Annotated in this window: 14 protein-coding genes; 6 read left to right on the forward strand and 8 right to left on the reverse strand. The window is 71.4% G+C overall.

All coding sequences use genetic code 11. The features are described from left to right. Positions 1-9: 9 nt before the first annotated feature. Positions 10-399 carry a cell division protein SepF gene (locus tag ABT085_RS07025; RefSeq protein WP_351603005.1) on the reverse strand — a complete coding sequence of 130 codons (390 nt, stop codon included), beginning with the start codon at positions 397-399 and terminating at the stop codon, positions 10-12. Between the two features lie 246 nt (positions 400-645). Between ABT085_RS07025 and ABT085_RS07030 the strand changes: the two genes are divergently transcribed. Then, positions 646-2,313 carry a hypothetical protein gene (locus tag ABT085_RS07030; protein WP_351603007.1) on the forward strand — a complete coding sequence of 556 codons (1,668 nt, stop codon included), beginning with the start codon at positions 646-648 and terminating at the stop codon, positions 2,311-2,313. 27 nt (positions 2,314-2,340) lie between these two features. On the opposite strand, the gene ABT085_RS07035 is transcribed toward ABT085_RS07030, so the two are convergent. Continuing rightward, positions 2,341-2,856 (reverse strand): YceI family protein, encoded by a 516-nt coding sequence (locus tag ABT085_RS07035; protein ID WP_351603009.1) that lies wholly within the window; start codon positions 2,854-2,856, stop codon positions 2,341-2,343. Between the two features lie 113 nt (positions 2,857-2,969). Between ABT085_RS07035 and ABT085_RS07040 the strand changes: the two genes are divergently transcribed. Next, positions 2,970-3,494 (forward strand): MarR family winged helix-turn-helix transcriptional regulator, encoded by a 525-nt coding sequence (locus tag ABT085_RS07040; protein ID WP_351603011.1) that lies wholly within the window; start codon positions 2,970-2,972, stop codon positions 3,492-3,494. Between the two features lie 37 nt (positions 3,495-3,531). Here ABT085_RS07040 and ABT085_RS07045 read toward each other — a convergent pair whose 3' ends face one another. From ABT085_RS07045 to ABT085_RS07055, 3 genes are all read right to left on the reverse strand, one after another. Beyond that, the gene (locus tag ABT085_RS07045; protein WP_351603013.1) at positions 3,532-4,140 is read right to left on the reverse strand and encodes a sigma-70 family RNA polymerase sigma factor; all 609 of its coding nucleotides are present in this window, start codon (positions 4,138-4,140) and stop codon (positions 3,532-3,534) included. Between the two features lie 181 nt (positions 4,141-4,321). After that, the gene (locus tag ABT085_RS07050; protein ID WP_351603015.1) at positions 4,322-5,044 is read right to left on the reverse strand and encodes a hypothetical protein; all 723 of its coding nucleotides are present in this window, start codon (positions 5,042-5,044) and stop codon (positions 4,322-4,324) included. A 142-nt stretch (positions 5,045-5,186) separates the two neighbouring features. Then, a complete protein-coding gene (locus ABT085_RS07055) occupies positions 5,187-6,077 on the reverse strand; it encodes an NAD(P)-dependent oxidoreductase (protein WP_351603017.1) in 891 nt (296 codons plus the stop codon). A 265-nt stretch (positions 6,078-6,342) separates the two neighbouring features. Here ABT085_RS07055 and ABT085_RS07060 point away from each other — a divergent pair, with 265 nt between their 5' ends. Then, entirely contained in the window at positions 6,343-6,732 is a 390-nt protein-coding gene (locus ABT085_RS07060) for a hypothetical protein (protein WP_351603019.1), read from the forward strand. 51 nt (positions 6,733-6,783) lie between these two features. Here ABT085_RS07060 and ABT085_RS07065 read toward each other — a convergent pair whose 3' ends face one another. After that, complete coding sequence (locus ABT085_RS07065; RefSeq protein WP_351603021.1) at positions 6,784-7,794, reverse strand: helix-turn-helix transcriptional regulator; 1,011 nt, start codon at positions 7,792-7,794, stop codon at positions 6,784-6,786. A 148-nt stretch (positions 7,795-7,942) separates the two neighbouring features. Between ABT085_RS07065 and ABT085_RS07070 the strand changes: the two genes are divergently transcribed. Then, positions 7,943-10,825 carry a M4 family metallopeptidase gene (locus ABT085_RS07070; protein ID WP_351603023.1) on the forward strand — a complete coding sequence of 961 codons (2,883 nt, stop codon included), beginning with the start codon at positions 7,943-7,945 and terminating at the stop codon, positions 10,823-10,825. A 569-nt stretch (positions 10,826-11,394) separates the two neighbouring features. Here the strand turns inward: ABT085_RS07070 and ABT085_RS07075 are convergent. Further along, positions 11,395-12,723 (reverse strand): class I SAM-dependent RNA methyltransferase, encoded by a 1,329-nt coding sequence (locus ABT085_RS07075; RefSeq protein WP_351603025.1) that lies wholly within the window; start codon positions 12,721-12,723, stop codon positions 11,395-11,397. A 131-nt stretch (positions 12,724-12,854) separates the two neighbouring features. After that, a complete protein-coding gene (locus ABT085_RS07080) occupies positions 12,855-14,906 on the reverse strand; it encodes an APC family permease (protein WP_351603027.1) in 2,052 nt (683 codons plus the stop codon). A gap of 450 nt (positions 14,907-15,356) precedes the next feature. Here ABT085_RS07080 and ABT085_RS07085 point away from each other — a divergent pair, with 450 nt between their 5' ends. Both ABT085_RS07085 and ABT085_RS07090 read left to right on the forward strand, forming a co-directional pair. Continuing rightward, a complete protein-coding gene (locus ABT085_RS07085; protein WP_351603029.1) occupies positions 15,357-16,028 on the forward strand; it encodes a potassium channel family protein in 672 nt (223 codons plus the stop codon). Next, entirely contained in the window at positions 16,025-16,705 is a 681-nt protein-coding gene (locus ABT085_RS07090) for a potassium channel family protein (protein WP_351603031.1), read from the forward strand. The genes ABT085_RS07085 and ABT085_RS07090 overlap by 4 nt, the downstream gene beginning before the upstream one ends. Positions 16,706-16,838 lie beyond the last annotated feature (133 nt).

Here is a 16,838-nt window from a genome sequence, read left to right on the forward strand (position 1 = left end):
GGACCGTCCTCAGTGCTCGGAGACGCCCGCGCCCTCCATGAGCCCGCTCACCTCGGTCCCGGGCGGGGTCAGCAGGAACACGTTCCGGTCGACCCGGTGCATCCCGCTCGCCAGGCCGAAGACGACACCCGTGCTGAAGTCCAGCACCCGCTTGGCGACCTCGGTCTCCGCCCCGGTCAGGTCGAGCAGCACCGGGATGCCCGACATCAGCGTCTCGGCGACCTCGCGGGCGTCGGCGAAGACGCTGATCCTGAGGACGACGAACCGGCGCCGGGTCTCCGTCTCCGCGTCGGGCAGCGCCCGGTGGCCCACGGCGGACGGCCAGGCGTCCCGGCCTCTCAGCGGAACGACCTGGGCGAGACCCTCCCACTGCTCATCGGTGGCGTCGTAACGGCTCACCGGATCCCCCCGATCTCACTCGTAGTCGTTGCCTGCACCAGCCATTCTTACTCCAAGTCACCCGTTCGGCCCAACTACGACACGGTGCGCGACCGGTCGATTCCCGCCAGGTGCGGCCTCTTACCGGCCTCACACCCGTCTCTTCACGTCCGGCGACCCTCCGCTCACCCGGAGCGACTACGGTCCAGTGGCGTGCATTTGGCAGAAAAACAGCTGGTGACACCGGGCCGGCGGACACAGTCGGCGGTGTCCGCCGCTCCGGAATCTCCCGCACCGTGGCACCGCGTACTCACCCTCCTGGCCGATGTGAGTCTCTTCATCGGAACCCGGTCGGTGTGGACGAGCGCGGCGAGCCACCGCCTGGCCGTGGCCGCCGTCATCTCGGTCTGCTACGCGTCGATCCTGGCGTGCGGGGTGCTGGTGCTGGTGGTGCGCCGGACCCGGACGCTGGCCCGGGTGGACCTGTGCGTGCTGCTGACCGCGGTGACCCTCACCCTGTGCGCGTGGAGCATGAACCACAACGGTGGCGACGAGGCGGTCCTCACCACCCAGGCCGCGCGGGCACTGGCCGCGGGCCACGCCGTCTACGGGCAGCCCTGGCCGTGGCTGTTCACCCACGGGGTCGCGGTCACCCCGACGGTGACCGGCGGCTACGACTTCACGTACGGCTATCCGCCCCTCGCCCCGCTGCTGACCGCACCGCTGTTGTGGCTGGGACACGCCGGCACCCCGGCCACCGCCATGACCACCTGCGCACTCATCGTCTCCGCGGCGACCACCTGGCGGATGCTGCCGGTGCCGTGGCGGTCGGCGGCGACCATGCTGTTTCTGGGCTTCGCCTTCCTGCCGTCGTACGCCCGGCTCGGCTATCCGGCGATCCTGGCCCTGGTCCTGCTGGTGCCGGTGGTGGTGCGCTGGCCGCGGATCGGGCAGGGCGGCCGGCTCGGGGCCGCGGGGATCGCCCGGGCCGCCTGTCTCGGCGCGGCCTGCGCGGCGCAGCAACTGCCCTGGTTCCTGGCGCCGTTCCTGCTGGCCGGGATCTACGCGGTGCGCCGCGGCGAACTGGGACGACGGGCGGCCACGGCGGTACTCCTGCGGGTGAGCGGGATCGCCGTGGCCGTATGGCTGCTGATCGACACGTACTTCGTCGTGCGCGAGCCCGGCGCGTGGCTGGACGGCATCGCCCTGCCGCTGACCCAGGGCGCGGTGCTGCACGGCCAGGGCCTGGTCGGTGTGTCGCTGTACCTGACCGACGGCAGCGACCGGCTCGACTGGTACGGGTACGCGAGTCTGCTGCTCGCCGCCGCGCTGCTCGCGCTGTTCGTGCTGTTCGTGCGGCGGCTCGGCCCGGCCGCCACCGTGCTGCCCTGGTGCGCGTTCTATCTGGCGACGCGCTCCCAGGACGGCTACTACCTGATGATGACGCCGCTGTGGCTGGCGGCGGCGATCACCGCGCCCCCGGCGGAGTTCACCCGTGCGTGGCAGCCGCGCCCGCTGCGCCGCCTGCCCGGCAGGCCGACGCGGGCCGCCGTCGCGCTGCTCGTGCTCGCCCCGGCGCTGGTGTGCGCGCTCTGGGCGGCGACCGGGGCGCCGCCGCTGCGGATGCGGGTCATCGCGGAGCGGCGGGCCTCCGCAACCGCGGTGTCCCTGCTGCGGCTGCGCGTCACCAACACCGACGACAGCGCGCTCAGTCCGCACTTCACCCTGACCACGGGCCAGGGCATGAGCAAGTACTGGTCGATCACGCGGGGGCCGGCGACCCTGGCCGCGCACACCACGGCCGAGTACGAACTCCGCCCGCCCGGCGGCCGGTTCGCCCTCCCCCGACCGGGCGTACGGATCCGGTTGCGCGCCTTCACACCCGCGCCGCAGACCCTGTCGAGCGCGGACGTACGGCTCACGCGGGGCGGGTGAGTTCGAGCACGGCCTCCGGCCGGCAGGTCAGGAGGCCCGGGTGAAGCGGAGCGTGGTGGTGACCGTGGTCAGGCCGCGGATCATGCCCAGTTGGTTCCAGCCCATGCCGAACTCCGCCCGGTCCACGGTGAACTCGGCGTCCAGCGTGAGCGCCCCGGCGTCCGCCGCGGTCACCCGGGCCGGGAAGGACAGCGGCCGGCTGATGCCGCGCACGGTCAGCTGACCGGACACCTCCACCGTGTCGCCGTCACCGCCCCGCTCGACGTGGCGTGCCACGAAGGTGATCTCCGGGTGGTTGTCGGCGTCGAAGAGGTCGGCGGACCGCAGGTGGGTGTCGCGCTTGGCGTTCTTGGTGTCCAGGGAGGCGACGTCCAGGGTGAGGGTGCCGGTCGCGGTGCCGTCGGCGGCGACCTCGCCCTGGCCGGCCACAGCGCCGAAGACGCCCTTGACGTTGACCAGGCCCCACATCGTCCGGTGCCGGAGCGCGACGGCGGACGCGCTCGGGTCGAGCTGCCAGAGTCCGGTTTCCACGGCGACGGTCATGATCCTTCTCCAGGTGGTCCAAATTTGGATGTTCGAGATCCGCCACAGTAGCCGGACATCCAAATTTGAACAACCAGCTAATCCAAAAATGGACAACAGGTAGACTCGACCCCATGGCAGTCCCCGATGAGCAGCCCGCCGACCTGCCTGCCGACCTGCCCGAATGCCCGTCCATGCAGGGCACGGGGCTGCTCCCCGCCGAGCTGCGCGCCTGGATGCTGCTGCTCGCCGCGACGGGGGCGGTGGAGCAGCGGCTGCGCACCGTGGTCAAGGAGCGGCTCGACGTCTCGCACGACGAGTTCCTGGTGCTGTGCCTGCTGGCGGAGCAGCCCCGGGAGGGCGTCCGGATGACCCGGATCGCGGACCTTCTGGGCCGCCCCAAGACCCGGCTCACCTACCAGATCGCCTGCCTCCAGCACGCCGGGCTCGTCACCCGCAGGTCGGTCCACGACGACCGGCGCGGCGTCGAGGTCGCCCTCACCGACAAGGCCCGCCGGCTGCTGCGGGAGGCCTCGGACCAGCTCGCCGAGACGGTGACCCAGGCACTCGCAAGCGTCATGGGACCGGAGCAGCGCGAGGCGGCGTGCGGACTGCTGCCCGGCCTCGCCGGGGACGGCCGGGGCGCCACGACACCGTAGGCACCCCGCCCGCCCCTCCGGACACGACTCGCACGACTCAGGCGGCCGCCTCGGCCAGCAGGTCCAGCAGGGTCGCCCTGGCCCGTGCCACCCGGGACCGCACGGTGCCGACCGGACAGCCGCTCAACGCGGCCGCGTCCGCGTACGGCAGACCGAGCAGCTGGGTGAGGACGAACGCCTCGCGCCGCTCGGCCGGCAGCAGCTCCAGCAACTCCAGCAGACCGACGCCCTCTTCAAAACCGGGCAGGTCGCGAGGCTGGGCGCGCTCGACCGCCGACTGCCAGTCCGGTACGTCGCTCAGCCGGGGCCGGGCGGCGGCGTACCGGTAGCTGTCGATCACCGCGCGGCGGGCGATGGACAGCAGCCAGGACCGGGCGGAGGACCGTCCTTCGAAGCGGTGCAGACTGCCCAGCGCCCGCAGGAACGTGTCCTGCGCCAGATCGTCGACCGCCTGCGGATCGGCGCACAGATGGGCGACATAGCGCAGGACATCGCGTTGCAGCGCGCGTACGAGTTGTTCGACCGCCCGCGCGTCACCGCCCCGGGCGGCCAGCGCCCAGGCGGTGACCGACTCGTCGGTCGATATCGCCCTGTCGTTCGTGCCGTACGAGGCGGGCGGGGAGCCGGGCAGGGTGGAGGAGATCACCTGGTGTCCTTCTCGGATCGTCCGGCGCACCACGGGCAGCCCGGGGTGCCCCGGATCCGGACCTCGGCGCATACGACGGCGCGGACGGTCCGGTGAGCGGGGAGACACGGCCGCGGCGCCTGCGCGCACGTACGACCGTGGCCCGGGGCGCACAGGGGCGGCCCCGGGTTGCCGGCTGCCGTCAGGCGGCAGCGGTCCCCGCGGGCGGCCCCCGGGAGGTGATCGCGTGGACGAGAAGGAGAAGACGGGGAGCCCGGTCCGAGCGGGGACGGCCCACACCGAGGCGCGGCCGGTCCGCCGGGGCGGGCAGGGCGAGCAGCAGCCGCAGGGGCGCCGCGAGCCGGCCGGCCACGGTCCGCAGGATGCGGAACGCGGCCTTCTCCCCGTACGCCAGCCAGAGCCCGCACAGCGCGGCGGCCAGCAGGTGGGCGACGAGCATGCCGTACGAGGACGATCCACCGCCCATGAGGGGATCGCCACCGAGGAACTGCCCCATGCGGTCCACATGGTCCATATGGACCGCATGCCCCATCGAGTTCATGCGATCCATGGACCCCATGGATCCCATGGATCCCATGTCCATACCGCCCATGCCCATACCCATATCCATGCGCATGTTCATGTTGATGAGGCTGGCCGTGTCCGCGGACGTCGACTGGGCGAGGGCGAATGCCGAGTGCAGTGCCGTCTGGGCGGCGACGACGGCGGTCACGACCAGCGGCAGCCCACGCTCACGGCCCGTCAGACACCAGCCGAAGGCACCGGTGACGACCACGGCGGCGGTCAGCACCCGACCGGGCACGTCCGAGCCCGACATCATGACGTGGCCCAGGGCGGCGAGCAGCACACAGACGGCCGCGAACACCGCGGCCCGTACCGTGCGCGAACACCACCCCGCCGTCATGCCGCCCCATCCTTGCACCCGGGTTTCAGGTCGTCGGACGTGAATACGGATTTTCCCGGCCGGGACTCGGGTCCGGCTCGACCGTTCTGCTCGGCCGGCCGGTCGGTCCAGTCGGCCGGGTCGGCTCCGACGGTCGGTCGGCTCAGGCGGAGGGCTTCTCGTCGAAGCTCGCGAAGTACGCGGCGGCCATGTCCTCGTCGGCGTGCCCCTGCGCGGCAGCGCGCTCCAGGCGCTCGGCGCTCGCGGCGGCCACGTCGAGCCGGACACCGTGGCGCGCACCGGCCTCGACGATCAGCCGGGCGTCCTTCGCCGCGGTCGTCACCGCGAAGGACGCCGGGGACAGCCGCCCCTCCAGCACGAGTTCGGACTTGGCCCGCAGATAACCCATGTCGAGCGGGCCCCCCGCGATCAGGTCGAAGAAGCTCTGCGGGTCCACCCCCAGCCCCTCCGCCAGGGCCAGCACCTCGCCGGTCGCGGCGGTGGCCGCGATGACCCAGCTGTTGGCGACGAGCTTCAGCCTGCTGGCGCTGCCGGCCGCGCCGTCCTCGCCGGTCCACACCGTACGGGCGCCCACGGCGTCGAACACCGGCGTCACCAGGTCCCGCGCCTCGGCCGGACCGGCGGCCAGCACGGTCAGCTGCCCGGCCTCCGCGGGCTGACGGGTGCCCAGCACGGGGGCGTCGTAGAAGTGCAGGCCGTTCTCGCGGGCGAAGGCGGCCAGCTCGTCGATCGCCTCGACACCGGCGGTGGTCGCCTGCACCCAGGCGGTGCCGGGCCGCAGCGCGGGCGCCGCCCGGCGCATCACGTCCAGGACCGCGCGGCCGTCGTACAGCATGGTCAGGACGACATCGGTGCCCTGGACCGCCTCGGCGGGGTCACCGGCGACGTACGCGCCGTCGGCGGCCAGCGGTTCCGCCTTGTCCCGGCTGCGGTTCCAGACCCGCACGGCATGTCCGGCACGGGCCAGGTTGCGGGCCATCGCGGCACCCATGATGCCGGTGCCCAGGACACTCACGCTGCGCTGGTCAGTCATCTTCGGGGTTTCCTGTTCGTCGGGCCGGGGGGCCACGCGGGTCTCGGACTGTGCGAGTCTCGCACCGTGCGGGTCTCGGACTGTGCAGGTCCTGGGCTGACTACCCCGGGTGGCGCGGACCGCGCCGTCCAGCCACGCCTGGTGGTCGTCGAGCATCGGGGCGGGGCGCCTGCCGGCCAGGCGTGCCACGGCCCGCAACCGAAGGCGGACGGATCACGTCAAGGACTTCGGCAGCCTCCGCACCCACCGCACGGGGAGACACACGATGACGCAAGCGGGTCCGCCGGGCCCTCCGCCACCCCGGTCCGGCGGGATCCTGCTCGGTGTCCTCTTCGGGGGCCTGACCGCGGTGGTCTCCCTCACCGCCATCGGGAGGGTGTGGGCGACGTGCGACATCGGTATCAACGCGGCGGCCGACAGCCTGACCCTGGTCTTCCTCGCCCCGCTCATCTGGATCGCCACGGCCGTCGCGTGGGTCGTCCTGTACGGCACCCTGGGCAGGCGCCACCCCGGCCCGGCACTGACTGCCGGGATCGCCTTCACCGTCTGGTTCACGTGGTTCCTGGTGACCTGGCTGGGGATCGCGGACTCCTACCCCGACCCGATCTGCCCGGGCAACGTCCCGCCCTGGTGGCCGGATCACCTCCCCACCTGACCGTGCGTGGCAGCGTCACGCGTGGCCGTACGGCGAAGCGGCTCGCCGCGCTCACACCGTCAACCAGCCCCGCATCGCCGCCTGTACCCCTGCCTGGAACCGGGTCTGCGTGTTGAGCAACTGCATCAGACGGGTGATGCGGCGGCGGACCGTGTGGACGTGAATGTCGAGGCGCCGGGCGATCGCCTCGTCCTTCAGACCGGAGGCGAGCATGGTCAGCAACTCCCTTTCCTCGTCCGTGATCTGACTGTCCGACACTGATCCGATGGGTACGGCGCGTTCCCAGATCGCCTCGAACAGCGGCACCAGCGCGTTGCTCAGGAGCGAGTCGCTCACCACCAGCGCCGAGGCCGTCGGGTCCGCCGCGTCGGTCGGCGGCAGCAGCGTCACCCGCCGGTCGACCGTGATCAGTTTCGTCGGCAGATCCGTGCCCACCCGGATCTGCACGCCGTGCGCGGAAAGGTCGCCCAGGCCGCGGGCGCGGCCCGGGAAGCGCAGGCCCTCGCGGTCCACCACGGTCCGCACCCGCACCCCGCGCCGCACCGGTTCGGTCACGTCGAGCGGGGAGGGCATCCCGTCCGGTTCGCTCGACGCGTAGGGCGGCCGGTCGAGGAGCGCCACCTCCTCCGTGGCCGAGACGAGCAGCGAGGCCACCCGCGAGGCGATCGCCTCGCCGCCCCGGACCGTCTCGATGCCGAGCGTGGGAGCGCCGTGCGCGGAACTCAGCAGGTGGGCGGCCATCCGGTCCACCGCTCCGGTGAGTTCCTCCAACTCTGCCGATCTGCGCAGCAGTTCGGCCTGGTGCAGATGGATCAGGCTGCGCAGCGCGGTGGCGGGGGCGACCGCGGCGGGCACTGCGGCCGCGCGGCCGGGCCGGGTGAACCCGCGTTCGGAGAGGTGGTCGAGGACGGCGGCCAGCCGCGGGACGGAGAGTCCGACGGACCGGGCGAGGGCTTCCGCGGACGGGTGTTCAGGGACGTTCAGCAGGGCCTCGTAGACCCGGAGTTCCTCCGTTCCCAGCCCGAGAGCCTGCCACTGCGCGTCCAGCCTGCCCCGCTCCACGCCGGAATTCTCACCCGATACGTGCAGGCCACACAAGTGTGCACGTACACAAGTGCACACCTGGAACGCATTGTTCACACCCCTGGTCCGGTACTTGCATGTCCGCATCCGATATCCGTTCACGCGTCAGTGACACCGGAGGGGCACCGTGCGGAGTGCAGCACGCAGGAGATCAGCCAGAGCGGGACAGGGGTCCGGCGGCATATCCGTCGGCCAGGGCACAGCGGCGTTGCTGGCCGCCGCGGGCCTGTTGGTGACGGCCGTGCCGGCCGCCCACGCGGACACCGCCACCACGTCCGCCACGTCCGCCGCGTCCGATGTGACGCCGGGCACCGAGACCGACACCCCCTCGCTCGTCACCGGACTGAACGAGGAGGCCGACGCCGGCGTGTCCGCGGCCGACGCCGCCCGCGACCACATCAAGGCCAGGAAGAGCCGCTACCACATCGCGGACACCTCGGCGAAGGACCTGGCCTCGGCCGGAACCACGACCGACAAGGGCGGCCGGGAGACGGTCCGCCTCCAGCAGAAGTACAAGGGTGTCCCGGTCCTCGGCGGCCAGTACATCGTCCGGATGACGAAGAAGGACGGCAGGCGCACCGTCACCGGCACCTCCGGCAACTACTTCACCGCGCTGAAGCTCGGCTCGGTCACCCCGGAGGTCTCCGAGAAGACCGCGATCGCGCGTGCGGTCGACGCCGTCACCGCGCAGCTCGGCGGCGGCCTGCTCAGGGCTCCGGCCGAGGGCGGGCGGGCCGGTGCGGACGGCACCCTCACCGGCAGCGCCGAGGGCGTGACCGTCCTGCCCCAGGGCGCCGGTGTGCTGACCCGGCACATCACCGTCACCGGCACCAGCCCGGCCGACGGCACGCCCGTACGGCAGGAGGTGTACGTCGACGCCCACTCCGGCTACGCCGTGATGCAGTACAGCGACATCCAGACCTTCGGCTCGACGGGCGTGGCCACCGGCGACACCGGTGCCACCGACGGCACGGCGGCGGCCGGCGACACGGCCGCCACCACGGCCGCCGACCAACTGGTGGTCAAGGGCACGGGCGTTCGCTACAACGGCGAGAAGACCGAGATCAACCTGTACAAGGACACCACGGGTGTCTACCAGATGATCGACTACAGCAAGCGGCCCGCGGACACCCCGTACAAGGGCGAGATGATCGCCACGTACGACGCCCGTGGCCGTGACGTCTCCGCCGCGTCCGGCGTCTGGCCGAGCGGCATCAAGACGTTCCGGTCGGACACCACCGACCTCGGCGCCGACTTCACCGACTCCGGCGCGGTCGACGCCCACTGGGCCGCCGGCAAGGTCTACGACTACTACAAGAACCACTTCGGCCGGAGCGGCATCGACGGCAAGGACGGCTTCATCTACTCCCTGGTCGGCGTGACGTCGAACGGGCAGCCGTACGACAACGCCTTCTGGGACGGCACCAAGATGGTGTACGGCCAGGGCGGCGGCGACTACCGCACCTTCTCCGCCGACGCCGACGTCGTCGGCCACGAGATGACGCACGGCGTCACCGAGCACACCGCGGGCCTGGTCTACGCGGGCCAGTCCGGCGCGATGAACGAGGCAATCTCCGACTACTTCGGCAACGCCATCGACCTGGAGGCCAACGGCCAGTCGATGGACGACCCGGACTCGGGACTCCTCGGCGAGGACCTGTGCACCACCAAGACCCCGCGCGAGTGCGCCCTGCGCGACCTCAACGACGGCGCCACCACGTCGAAGGACTTCATCGGCGTCACCTTCCGCGGTGACAACGGCGGCGTGCACCTCAACTCCACCATCTTCTCCGGCGCCCTGTGGGACATGCGCCAGGACCTCGGCGGCGACCTCGCCGACCAGATCGTCTACCGCGCGCTGTCCGCGTACATGACCCCGCTGGACGGCTTCACCGAGGGCCGCGCCGCGGTCATCGCCGCCGCGCAGGAACTGGGCGTCACCAAGGCCCAGTTGAAGAAGGTCAAGAGCTCCTTCGACGCGCACGGCATCGTGCCCGGCTGGGAGAAGGCGATCGGCATCGACACCGACACGATCCTGTCCGAGGTCAACGTGGCCGGTACCGGTGTGAGCGCGGGCAACGGCACGTACGCGCTCTCCCGTTCCAACGAGGACGGCAGCGAGCCGTACTCGGTGTGGGTCGGCAACACCAGCGGCAAGGGCACGCCGGTGCAGAAGAGCCCCAACAACGGCGACTACAACGTCTACGCCACCACGGACGGCAAGAACGTCGCCTGGGCCGAGTTCGCCTCGACCTCGGTCTACTTCCATGTGCGCCCGGTCGGCAGCGGCGTCGACAAAGTCGTCGGCGGGACCGCAGCCAACGTCTCCGGGCTCGTGCTGAACGGCGACATCCTCGCCTACACCGTGCCGGACCCGTACTACGGCCTCCAGCACGTCTGGTACCTCAACATCAAGACCGGCGACATCAAGCAGGTCAACAACAGCTACGTCGTCGCCACCGCGCTGCCCTCGGTCCGTGACGGCAAGATCGCCTACGCGAAGATGTGGCCCGAGTCCGACGGCTACAAGCTCGGTGTCGAGGTCCTCGACACCGCCACCGGCAGGACGACGCTGATGCCGGTCGACAAGTCCACGGCGGTGGGCATCGGCCAGACCGCCCTCACCGACGACGGCGTCACCTGGATCGAGGACGACGACATCACCGACTCCGGCCAGGCCGCGGTCAGGCGCGCCGGGCTCGACGGCTCGGGACCGACGACCCTCGCCCCGGAGTCCGGCGCCGGCTCGCTGTACGCCTACTCCCTGACGGCCTCGGACGACGCGGTCACCGTGACCACGCTGCCCCCGGCCACCTGGTGGGCCAACGACACGCTGCCGAAGCTGTACCAGGTGGCGTCCGACGGCAAGGGCGGCGCGCAGCGCGTCTCCTGCAACCGCGGCGACCAGGTGTACGCGGCCGCGGACAGCGGGCAGCGCGTGCTCTGGCTGGACGGCACCACCGGCTACACGAACCTCGTGAAGCGGGACCGTCCGGCGGGCTCCTGCTGAGCCTGCCCACCGCGGAACGGGAGCGGCCGGACTCCGATGGGGGAGCCCGGCCGCTCCTTGCGCATCCGCTCGGCCGGTGACCGGCAGAAGCCGGTTCGCGCCCAGGACCCGCCCATGCCGGCCGCGACGGAGGGACCACCGCCGGGACGGTGGTACCGGGCGTCACGGACATCGTTCCGTCGGCAGGCCGCCGACGCTCGCAGCGTCGAACGAGCGTCATGGCCTGACGGCAACCGCCACCGGGCGATGAGGTCCGGCGACCTCGGGTTCTCCTATCGGCGCCGCCAAGGGAATGCCGAGGGCTACTCGGGGCGTCCATATCCGCCGGACGACGACCGACCCACGACCGGCACGCAGCCGGCCGGGACATCGCGACGCTCCGGAGTCGGCCCGCCCGGGGACAAATTCCAGGGAGGCTGGAATGCCGCCTCGGGCTCAGGCGTGGCGTGACTCCCCATCGGAACGAGCGTCAATTGAGCGTCGAGACACCTCGGAGGGCGTCGTTTCGGCGTCAGGACATCGCCCGTAACGTCCGCACCGCACACCGTGCGCACCGGCAGCGCCGCAGGTCAGCGACCCTTCCCCGCAGGCTCCAGGATGGCCACGCACTCCACATGGTGTGTCATCGGGAACAGGTCGAACGCGCGCAGTGTGCGCACCTTGTAGGCGTTGTCGCGGAAGTACCCCAGGTCGCGGGCCAGGGCCGCCGGGTCGCAGGCCACGTACGCGATGCGGCGGGCACCCAGCGACGCGAGGTGTTCGACCGTCTTCCTGCCCGCGCCCGCTCGCGGCGGGTCCAGGACGATGAGGTCGACCTCGGTGATGCCGGTGCGGGGGAGGACGGCTTCGACCTTGCCCTGTTCGATGCGGACGCGGTCGAAGGCGGCGAGGTTGTGGCGGGCGTCCTCGACCGCGCGCTTGCCGGACTCGATGCCGAGGACCGCGCCCGTCTCGCCGAGGCGGTCGGCGAGGGCGCCGGCGAAGAGGCCGACGCCGCAGTACAGGTCGAGGGCCATCTCGCCCTTGCGGGGCAGCAGGCCCTGCATGACTGCCTTGACGAGGGTGTCGGCGGCCATCGGGTGGACCTGCCAGAAGCCGCCGCTGCCGACGCGGTAGGTGCGGCCGTCGGCGCGCTCGCGCACGAACGCGCGGCCGTGGACGCGATGGATGCCGCCGTCCTGTTCGGCGACCCGCATCACGGAGACCGGCCTGTCGAGCTCGACGAGGGGCAGGCGGGCGCCGGGGCGGGGCTCCAGGATCACCATGCGGTCCTGGGAGCCGGTGGCGGCGATCGCGTCCACGGACGCCATGCCGGACCAGTCGCGCTCCTCGATGCCGAGCTCGCTGACGCCCGGCGCGGCGATCATGCAGTGCTCGACCGGCTCGACCTCGTGCGAGCGGTGGCGGCGCAGTCCCGCGTTGCCGTCGGCGTCCACGGCGTACTGGACGCGGGTGCGCCACTGCGGCACCTCGCCGGCGGGAAGCTTGTCGCCCTCGGCCGGCATCACGGTGCCGTCCCAGCCGGCCTCCTCGGGGGTGAGGCCCGCGAGCCGCTGGAGCTGCTCGGCGATCACCTCGCCCTTGAGGCGCCGCTGGGCGCCGGGCTTGGCGTGCTGCCAGTCGCAGCCGCCGCAGCGGCCGGGGCCGGCGTAGGGGCAGGGCGCCTCGACGCGGTCCTTGGAGGCCTCCAGCACCTGGACCGCGTCCGCGCGAAGGAAGCGGGCCCCCTCCTCGCCCTCGGTCACCCGGGCCACGACCCGTTCGCCGGGCAGCGTGTGCCGGACGAAGAGCACCTGGCCCTCGGACGTACGGGCGATGCAGTGCCCGCCGTGGGCGACGGGGCCGACCTCGACCTCGTACTCCGCCCCGACCAGCGACTTCTTCGGTTCTGCCTGCATGGCGGGGTGACTCCACAACATCGAGAGAGGAACGGCCGGACAACAGCCCACCAGTCTACGTGGGTGTCGTCCGGCCGCTCACCACGAGGCGCACACCGGTCGCCCGGCCGCCCGGTCTCCCGGTCGTCCGGTCAGCTCTCGACCGTCGTGGACTCCTTCTGGCGCTCCTCCGCCGGACCGCGTCGGACGGCACCCGGAGCGTTCCACTCCTGCCGCTTGCGGGCCCGGTTGCGGGCCGCCTCGGAGGACTCCAGCTGGTACGGCACCGAGGTCACCATGATGCCCGGCGTGAACAGCAGGCGGCCCTTGAGCCGCAGCGCGCTCTGGTTGTGCAGCAGGTGCTCGTACCAGTGGCCGACCACGTACTCGGGGATGATCACGGAGACCACGTCGCGCGGGGACTCCTTGCGCAGGCCCTTGACGTACTCGATGACCGGCCGCGTGATCTCGCGGTACGGCGAGTCGAGCACCTTCAGCGGTACGTCGATGCCGCGCCGCTCCCACTCCTCGCGCAGCGCCTTGGTCTCCGCCGGGTCGACGTTGACGGTGAGCGCCTCCAGGGTGTTGGAGCGCATCAGCTTGGCGTAGGCCAGGGCGCGCAGTGTGGGGCGGTGGATCTTGGAGATCAGCACGACCGAGTGCACCCGGGACGGCCGCAGACTGTCGTCGCTCGGGCCCTCCGGGGCCGCGATCTCCTCGGCCACCCGGTCGTAGTGGCGGCGGATGGCCGTCATCGTCACGAAGAAGATGAACATGCCGAGCAGGGCGACCCAGGCACCGTGCGTGAACTTGGTGACGAGGACGACGACCAGGACCAGGCCGGTGAAGAACGCGCCGAAGGTGTTGATGGCGCGCGAGCGGAGCATGTGACGGCGCTGGTCGGGGTTCCGCTCGGTGGCCAGGTGGCGGTTCCAGTGCCGGACCATGCCGATCTGGCTCAGCGTGAAGGACACGAACACGCCGACGATGTACAGCTGGATCAGCCGGGTGGAGTCGGCGCCGTAGATGACGACCAGGAGGCTCGCCGCGCCGGCCAGCAGCACGATGCCGTTGGAGAAGGCCAGGCGGTCGCCGCGGGTGTGCAGCTGGCGCGGGAGGTAGCGGTCCTGGGCGAGGATCGAGCCGAGCAGCGGGAAGCCGTTGTAGGCGGTGTTCGCGGCCAGGAACAGCACCAGGGCGGTTGCGGCGGCCAGCACGATGAACAGGAAGCTGCCCTTGCCGAACACGGCCTCGGCGACCTGCGAGATCACCGGGTTCTGCACGTAGCCGGAACCGACCGGGATGCCGTTGTGGATCAGGTCGGTGGCGGGGTTCTCGGCCATCCGGACGTTGGTCGCCGTGGCCAGCGCGATGATGCCGCAGAACATGGTGACGGCGAGCAGGCCCATCATGGCCAGCGTGGTCGCCGCGTTCTTCGACTTGGGCTTGCGGAACGCCGGGACACCGTTGGAGATCGCCTCGACGCCGGTGAGGGCGGCACAGCCGGAGGAGAAGGCGCGCAGCAGCAGGAAGACGAGGGCGAAGCCCGCGAGGCCCTGGTGCTCGGCCTTGATGTGGTAGTCGGCGGTCGGCGCGCTCATGGTGTCGCCGAGGACCAGGCCGCGGAAGGCGCCCCAGGCGATCATGATGAAGACGCCGGCGACGAACACGTACGTCGGGATCGCGAAGAGCGTGCCCGACTCCTTCACACCGCGCAGGTTCATCAGTGTCAGCAGCACGATCACGGCGACCGCGCAGAACACCTTGTGCTCGACGACGAAGGGGACGGCGGAGCCGAGGTTCTCGATGCCGGAGGCGATGGACACCGCGACGGTGAGGACGTAGTCGACGAGCAGCGCGCTGGCGACCGTGAGACCGGCCCGGGGGCCGAGGTTGGTGGTCGCCACCTCGTAGTCCCCGCCGCCGCTGGGATAGGCGTGGACGTTCTGACGGTACGAGGCGACCACGGTGAACATCAGCACGACGACCGCGACGGCGATCCAGGGGCTGAAGTGGTACGCCGACACGCCCGCGATGGACAGGACCAGCAGTACCTCTCCGGGCGCGTACGCGACGGAGGACAGCGGGTCGGAGGCGAAGACGGGGAGGGCGATGCGCTTCGGCAGCAGGGTTTCCCCGAGCCGATCACTGCGCAGTGCGCGCCCGATCAGGATCCGTTTGGGCACGTCGGTCAGTTTGGACACAACAGAGCATCGTAGGCCTTCGAACACAGACTCGCCCACCTGGCACCCCGGATATGCCTCACGGGTGAACTCGGGGACCCGACGGGCTACTGATTCCGCAGGTGGCGCGGCCCCCGTGCCTAGATGTCTGGACCCCTGCCGTCGCCCGCCCCCGGAGGTTCCATGTCCACGACCGCAGAGCTGATCGGCGCCGCCGTGAGCCTTGTCGGCCTCGGATTCCTGACCCTGTGCAGCGTGCGCAGCATCACGCGCCGCTGAGCGCCGCCGGCCGCCGCTCCCGGACGGCGGCGAGCGGCCCGCAACGCGATGACTGCGCGGACCGCACCGCGGGTAGGACCGCGGAGTGACTGCACAGGGGTGCCCCACGCGCACCGCGCGTGTGTAGCTTGGGCGGCGGTCTGAGACCCTGTTCAAGCCATAGTCAACAACCCTTGACCTCGGAAGGACGTCGTGCACATCGTCATCATGGGCTGCGGCAGAGTGGGTTCCGCTCTCGCGCAGACCCTGGAGCAACAGGGGCATACGGTCGCCGTGATCGACCAGGACCCCACCGCCTTCCGACGACTGGGCTCCTCTTTCGGCGGCCGTCGGGTCACCGGCGTCGGCTTCGACCAGGACACCCTGCGTGAGGCCGGCATCGAGGAGGCCGGCGCATTCGCCGCGGTGTCCAGCGGCGACAACTCGAACATCATCGCGGCCCGCGTGGCCCGCGAGATGTTCGGCATCGAGAACGTCGCGGCCCGCATCTACGACCCCCGGCGCGCCGAGGTCTACCAGCGCCTGGGCATTCCGACGGTGGCCACCGTCCGCTGGACGGCCGACCAGATGCTGCGCCGGCTGCTGCCGTCCGGTGCGGAGCCGCTGTGGCGCGACCCCACCGGCGGTGTGCAGCTCGCCGAGGTGCACGCCGCCAGCTCCTGGGTCGGTCACCGGATCAGTGAGCTCCAGGAGGAGACGGGCGTGCGGGTGGCGTTCCTGACGCGCCTGGGCGAGGCGATCGTGCCGACCTCGCTGACCGTGCTCCAGGAGGGCGACCTGGTGCACGTGATGATGCGCACCGACGACGTCGAGAAGGTCGAGGCGGCGTTCGCCGAGGGCCCGAAGGAGGGCGGTCACCGATGAGGGTCGCCATTGCCGGTGCCGGTGCGGTCGGCCGTTCGATCGCGGGCGAGCTGCTGGAGAACGGCCACGAGGTCCTCCTCGTCGACAAGGCGCCGACCGCCATCTCGGTCGAGCGGGTACCGCAGGCGGAGTGGCTGCTCGCCGACGCCTGCGAGATCACGTCGCTGGACGAGGCGGCGCTCCAGCGCTGCAACGTCGTGATCGCCGCGACGGGCGACGACAAGGTCAACCTGGTCGTCTCTCTGCTGGCGAAGACGGAGTACGGCGTTCCGCGGGTGGTCGCCCGCGTCAACAACCCGAAGAACGAATGGCTCTTCAACGAGTCGTGGGGCGTTGACGTGGCCGTCTCCACCCCGCGCCTGATGTCGGCCCTGGTCGAGGAGGCGGTGAGCGTCGGCGACCTGGTCCGGCTGCTGCGCTTCAGCCACGGCGACGCCAACCTCGTCGAGCTGACCCTGCCGGAGGAGTCGGCCCTGGCCGGCACCCAGGTCGGCGATGTGGAGTGGCCGGAGGACACCTCGCTGGTCACCATCATCCGCGGGAACCGCGTCCTCACCCCGACCCAGGAGGACTCCCTGGAGGCAGGTGACGAACTGCTGTTCGTGGCCGCGCAAGCCCGCGAGGAGCAGCTGGAGGACCTGCTGTCGGTGCGCCGCGACGGCAGCACGTCGAGCTAGCGCCGCCGACACCGCTGGTCCACGACGATGGGGGCGCCCGGAGATGTACGGGGGCCCCCAAAAGAGGAAATGTGTGCACGGGTGCCAAACGGGGGTGGCGTACCCCCGGGGCCTCAGAAAGGTGAAGCGTCGG

Origin of the sequence: Streptomyces sp. NPDC002265 (assembly GCF_040296125.1) — a bacterium.
In the GTDB taxonomy this organism is placed as follows: Bacteria; Actinomycetota; Actinomycetes; order Streptomycetales; family Streptomycetaceae; genus Streptomyces.

Excerpts from the sequence above, each read along its gene's own strand:
- ABT085_RS07035 (WP_351603009.1), bottom strand. The coding sequence starts at position 2,856 with ATGACCGTCGCCGTGGAAACCGGACTCTGGCAGCTCGACCCGAGCGCG.
- ABT085_RS07090 (WP_351603031.1), top strand. The coding sequence starts at position 16,025 with ATGAGGGTCGCCATTGCCGGTGCCGGTGCGGTCGGCCGTTCGATCGCG.
- ABT085_RS07040 (WP_351603011.1), top strand. The coding sequence starts at position 2,970 with ATGGCAGTCCCCGATGAGCAGCCCGCCGACCTGCCTGCCGACCTGCCC.
- ABT085_RS07075 (WP_351603025.1), bottom strand. The coding sequence starts at position 12,723 with ATGCAGGCAGAACCGAAGAAGTCGCTGGTCGGGGCGGAGTACGAGGTC.
- ABT085_RS07050 (WP_351603015.1), bottom strand. The coding sequence starts at position 5,044 with ATGACGGCGGGGTGGTGTTCGCGCACGGTACGGGCCGCGGTGTTCGCG.
- ABT085_RS07060 (WP_351603019.1), top strand. The coding sequence starts at position 6,343 with ATGACGCAAGCGGGTCCGCCGGGCCCTCCGCCACCCCGGTCCGGCGGG.
- ABT085_RS07055 (WP_351603017.1), bottom strand. The coding sequence starts at position 6,077 with ATGACTGACCAGCGCAGCGTGAGTGTCCTGGGCACCGGCATCATGGGT.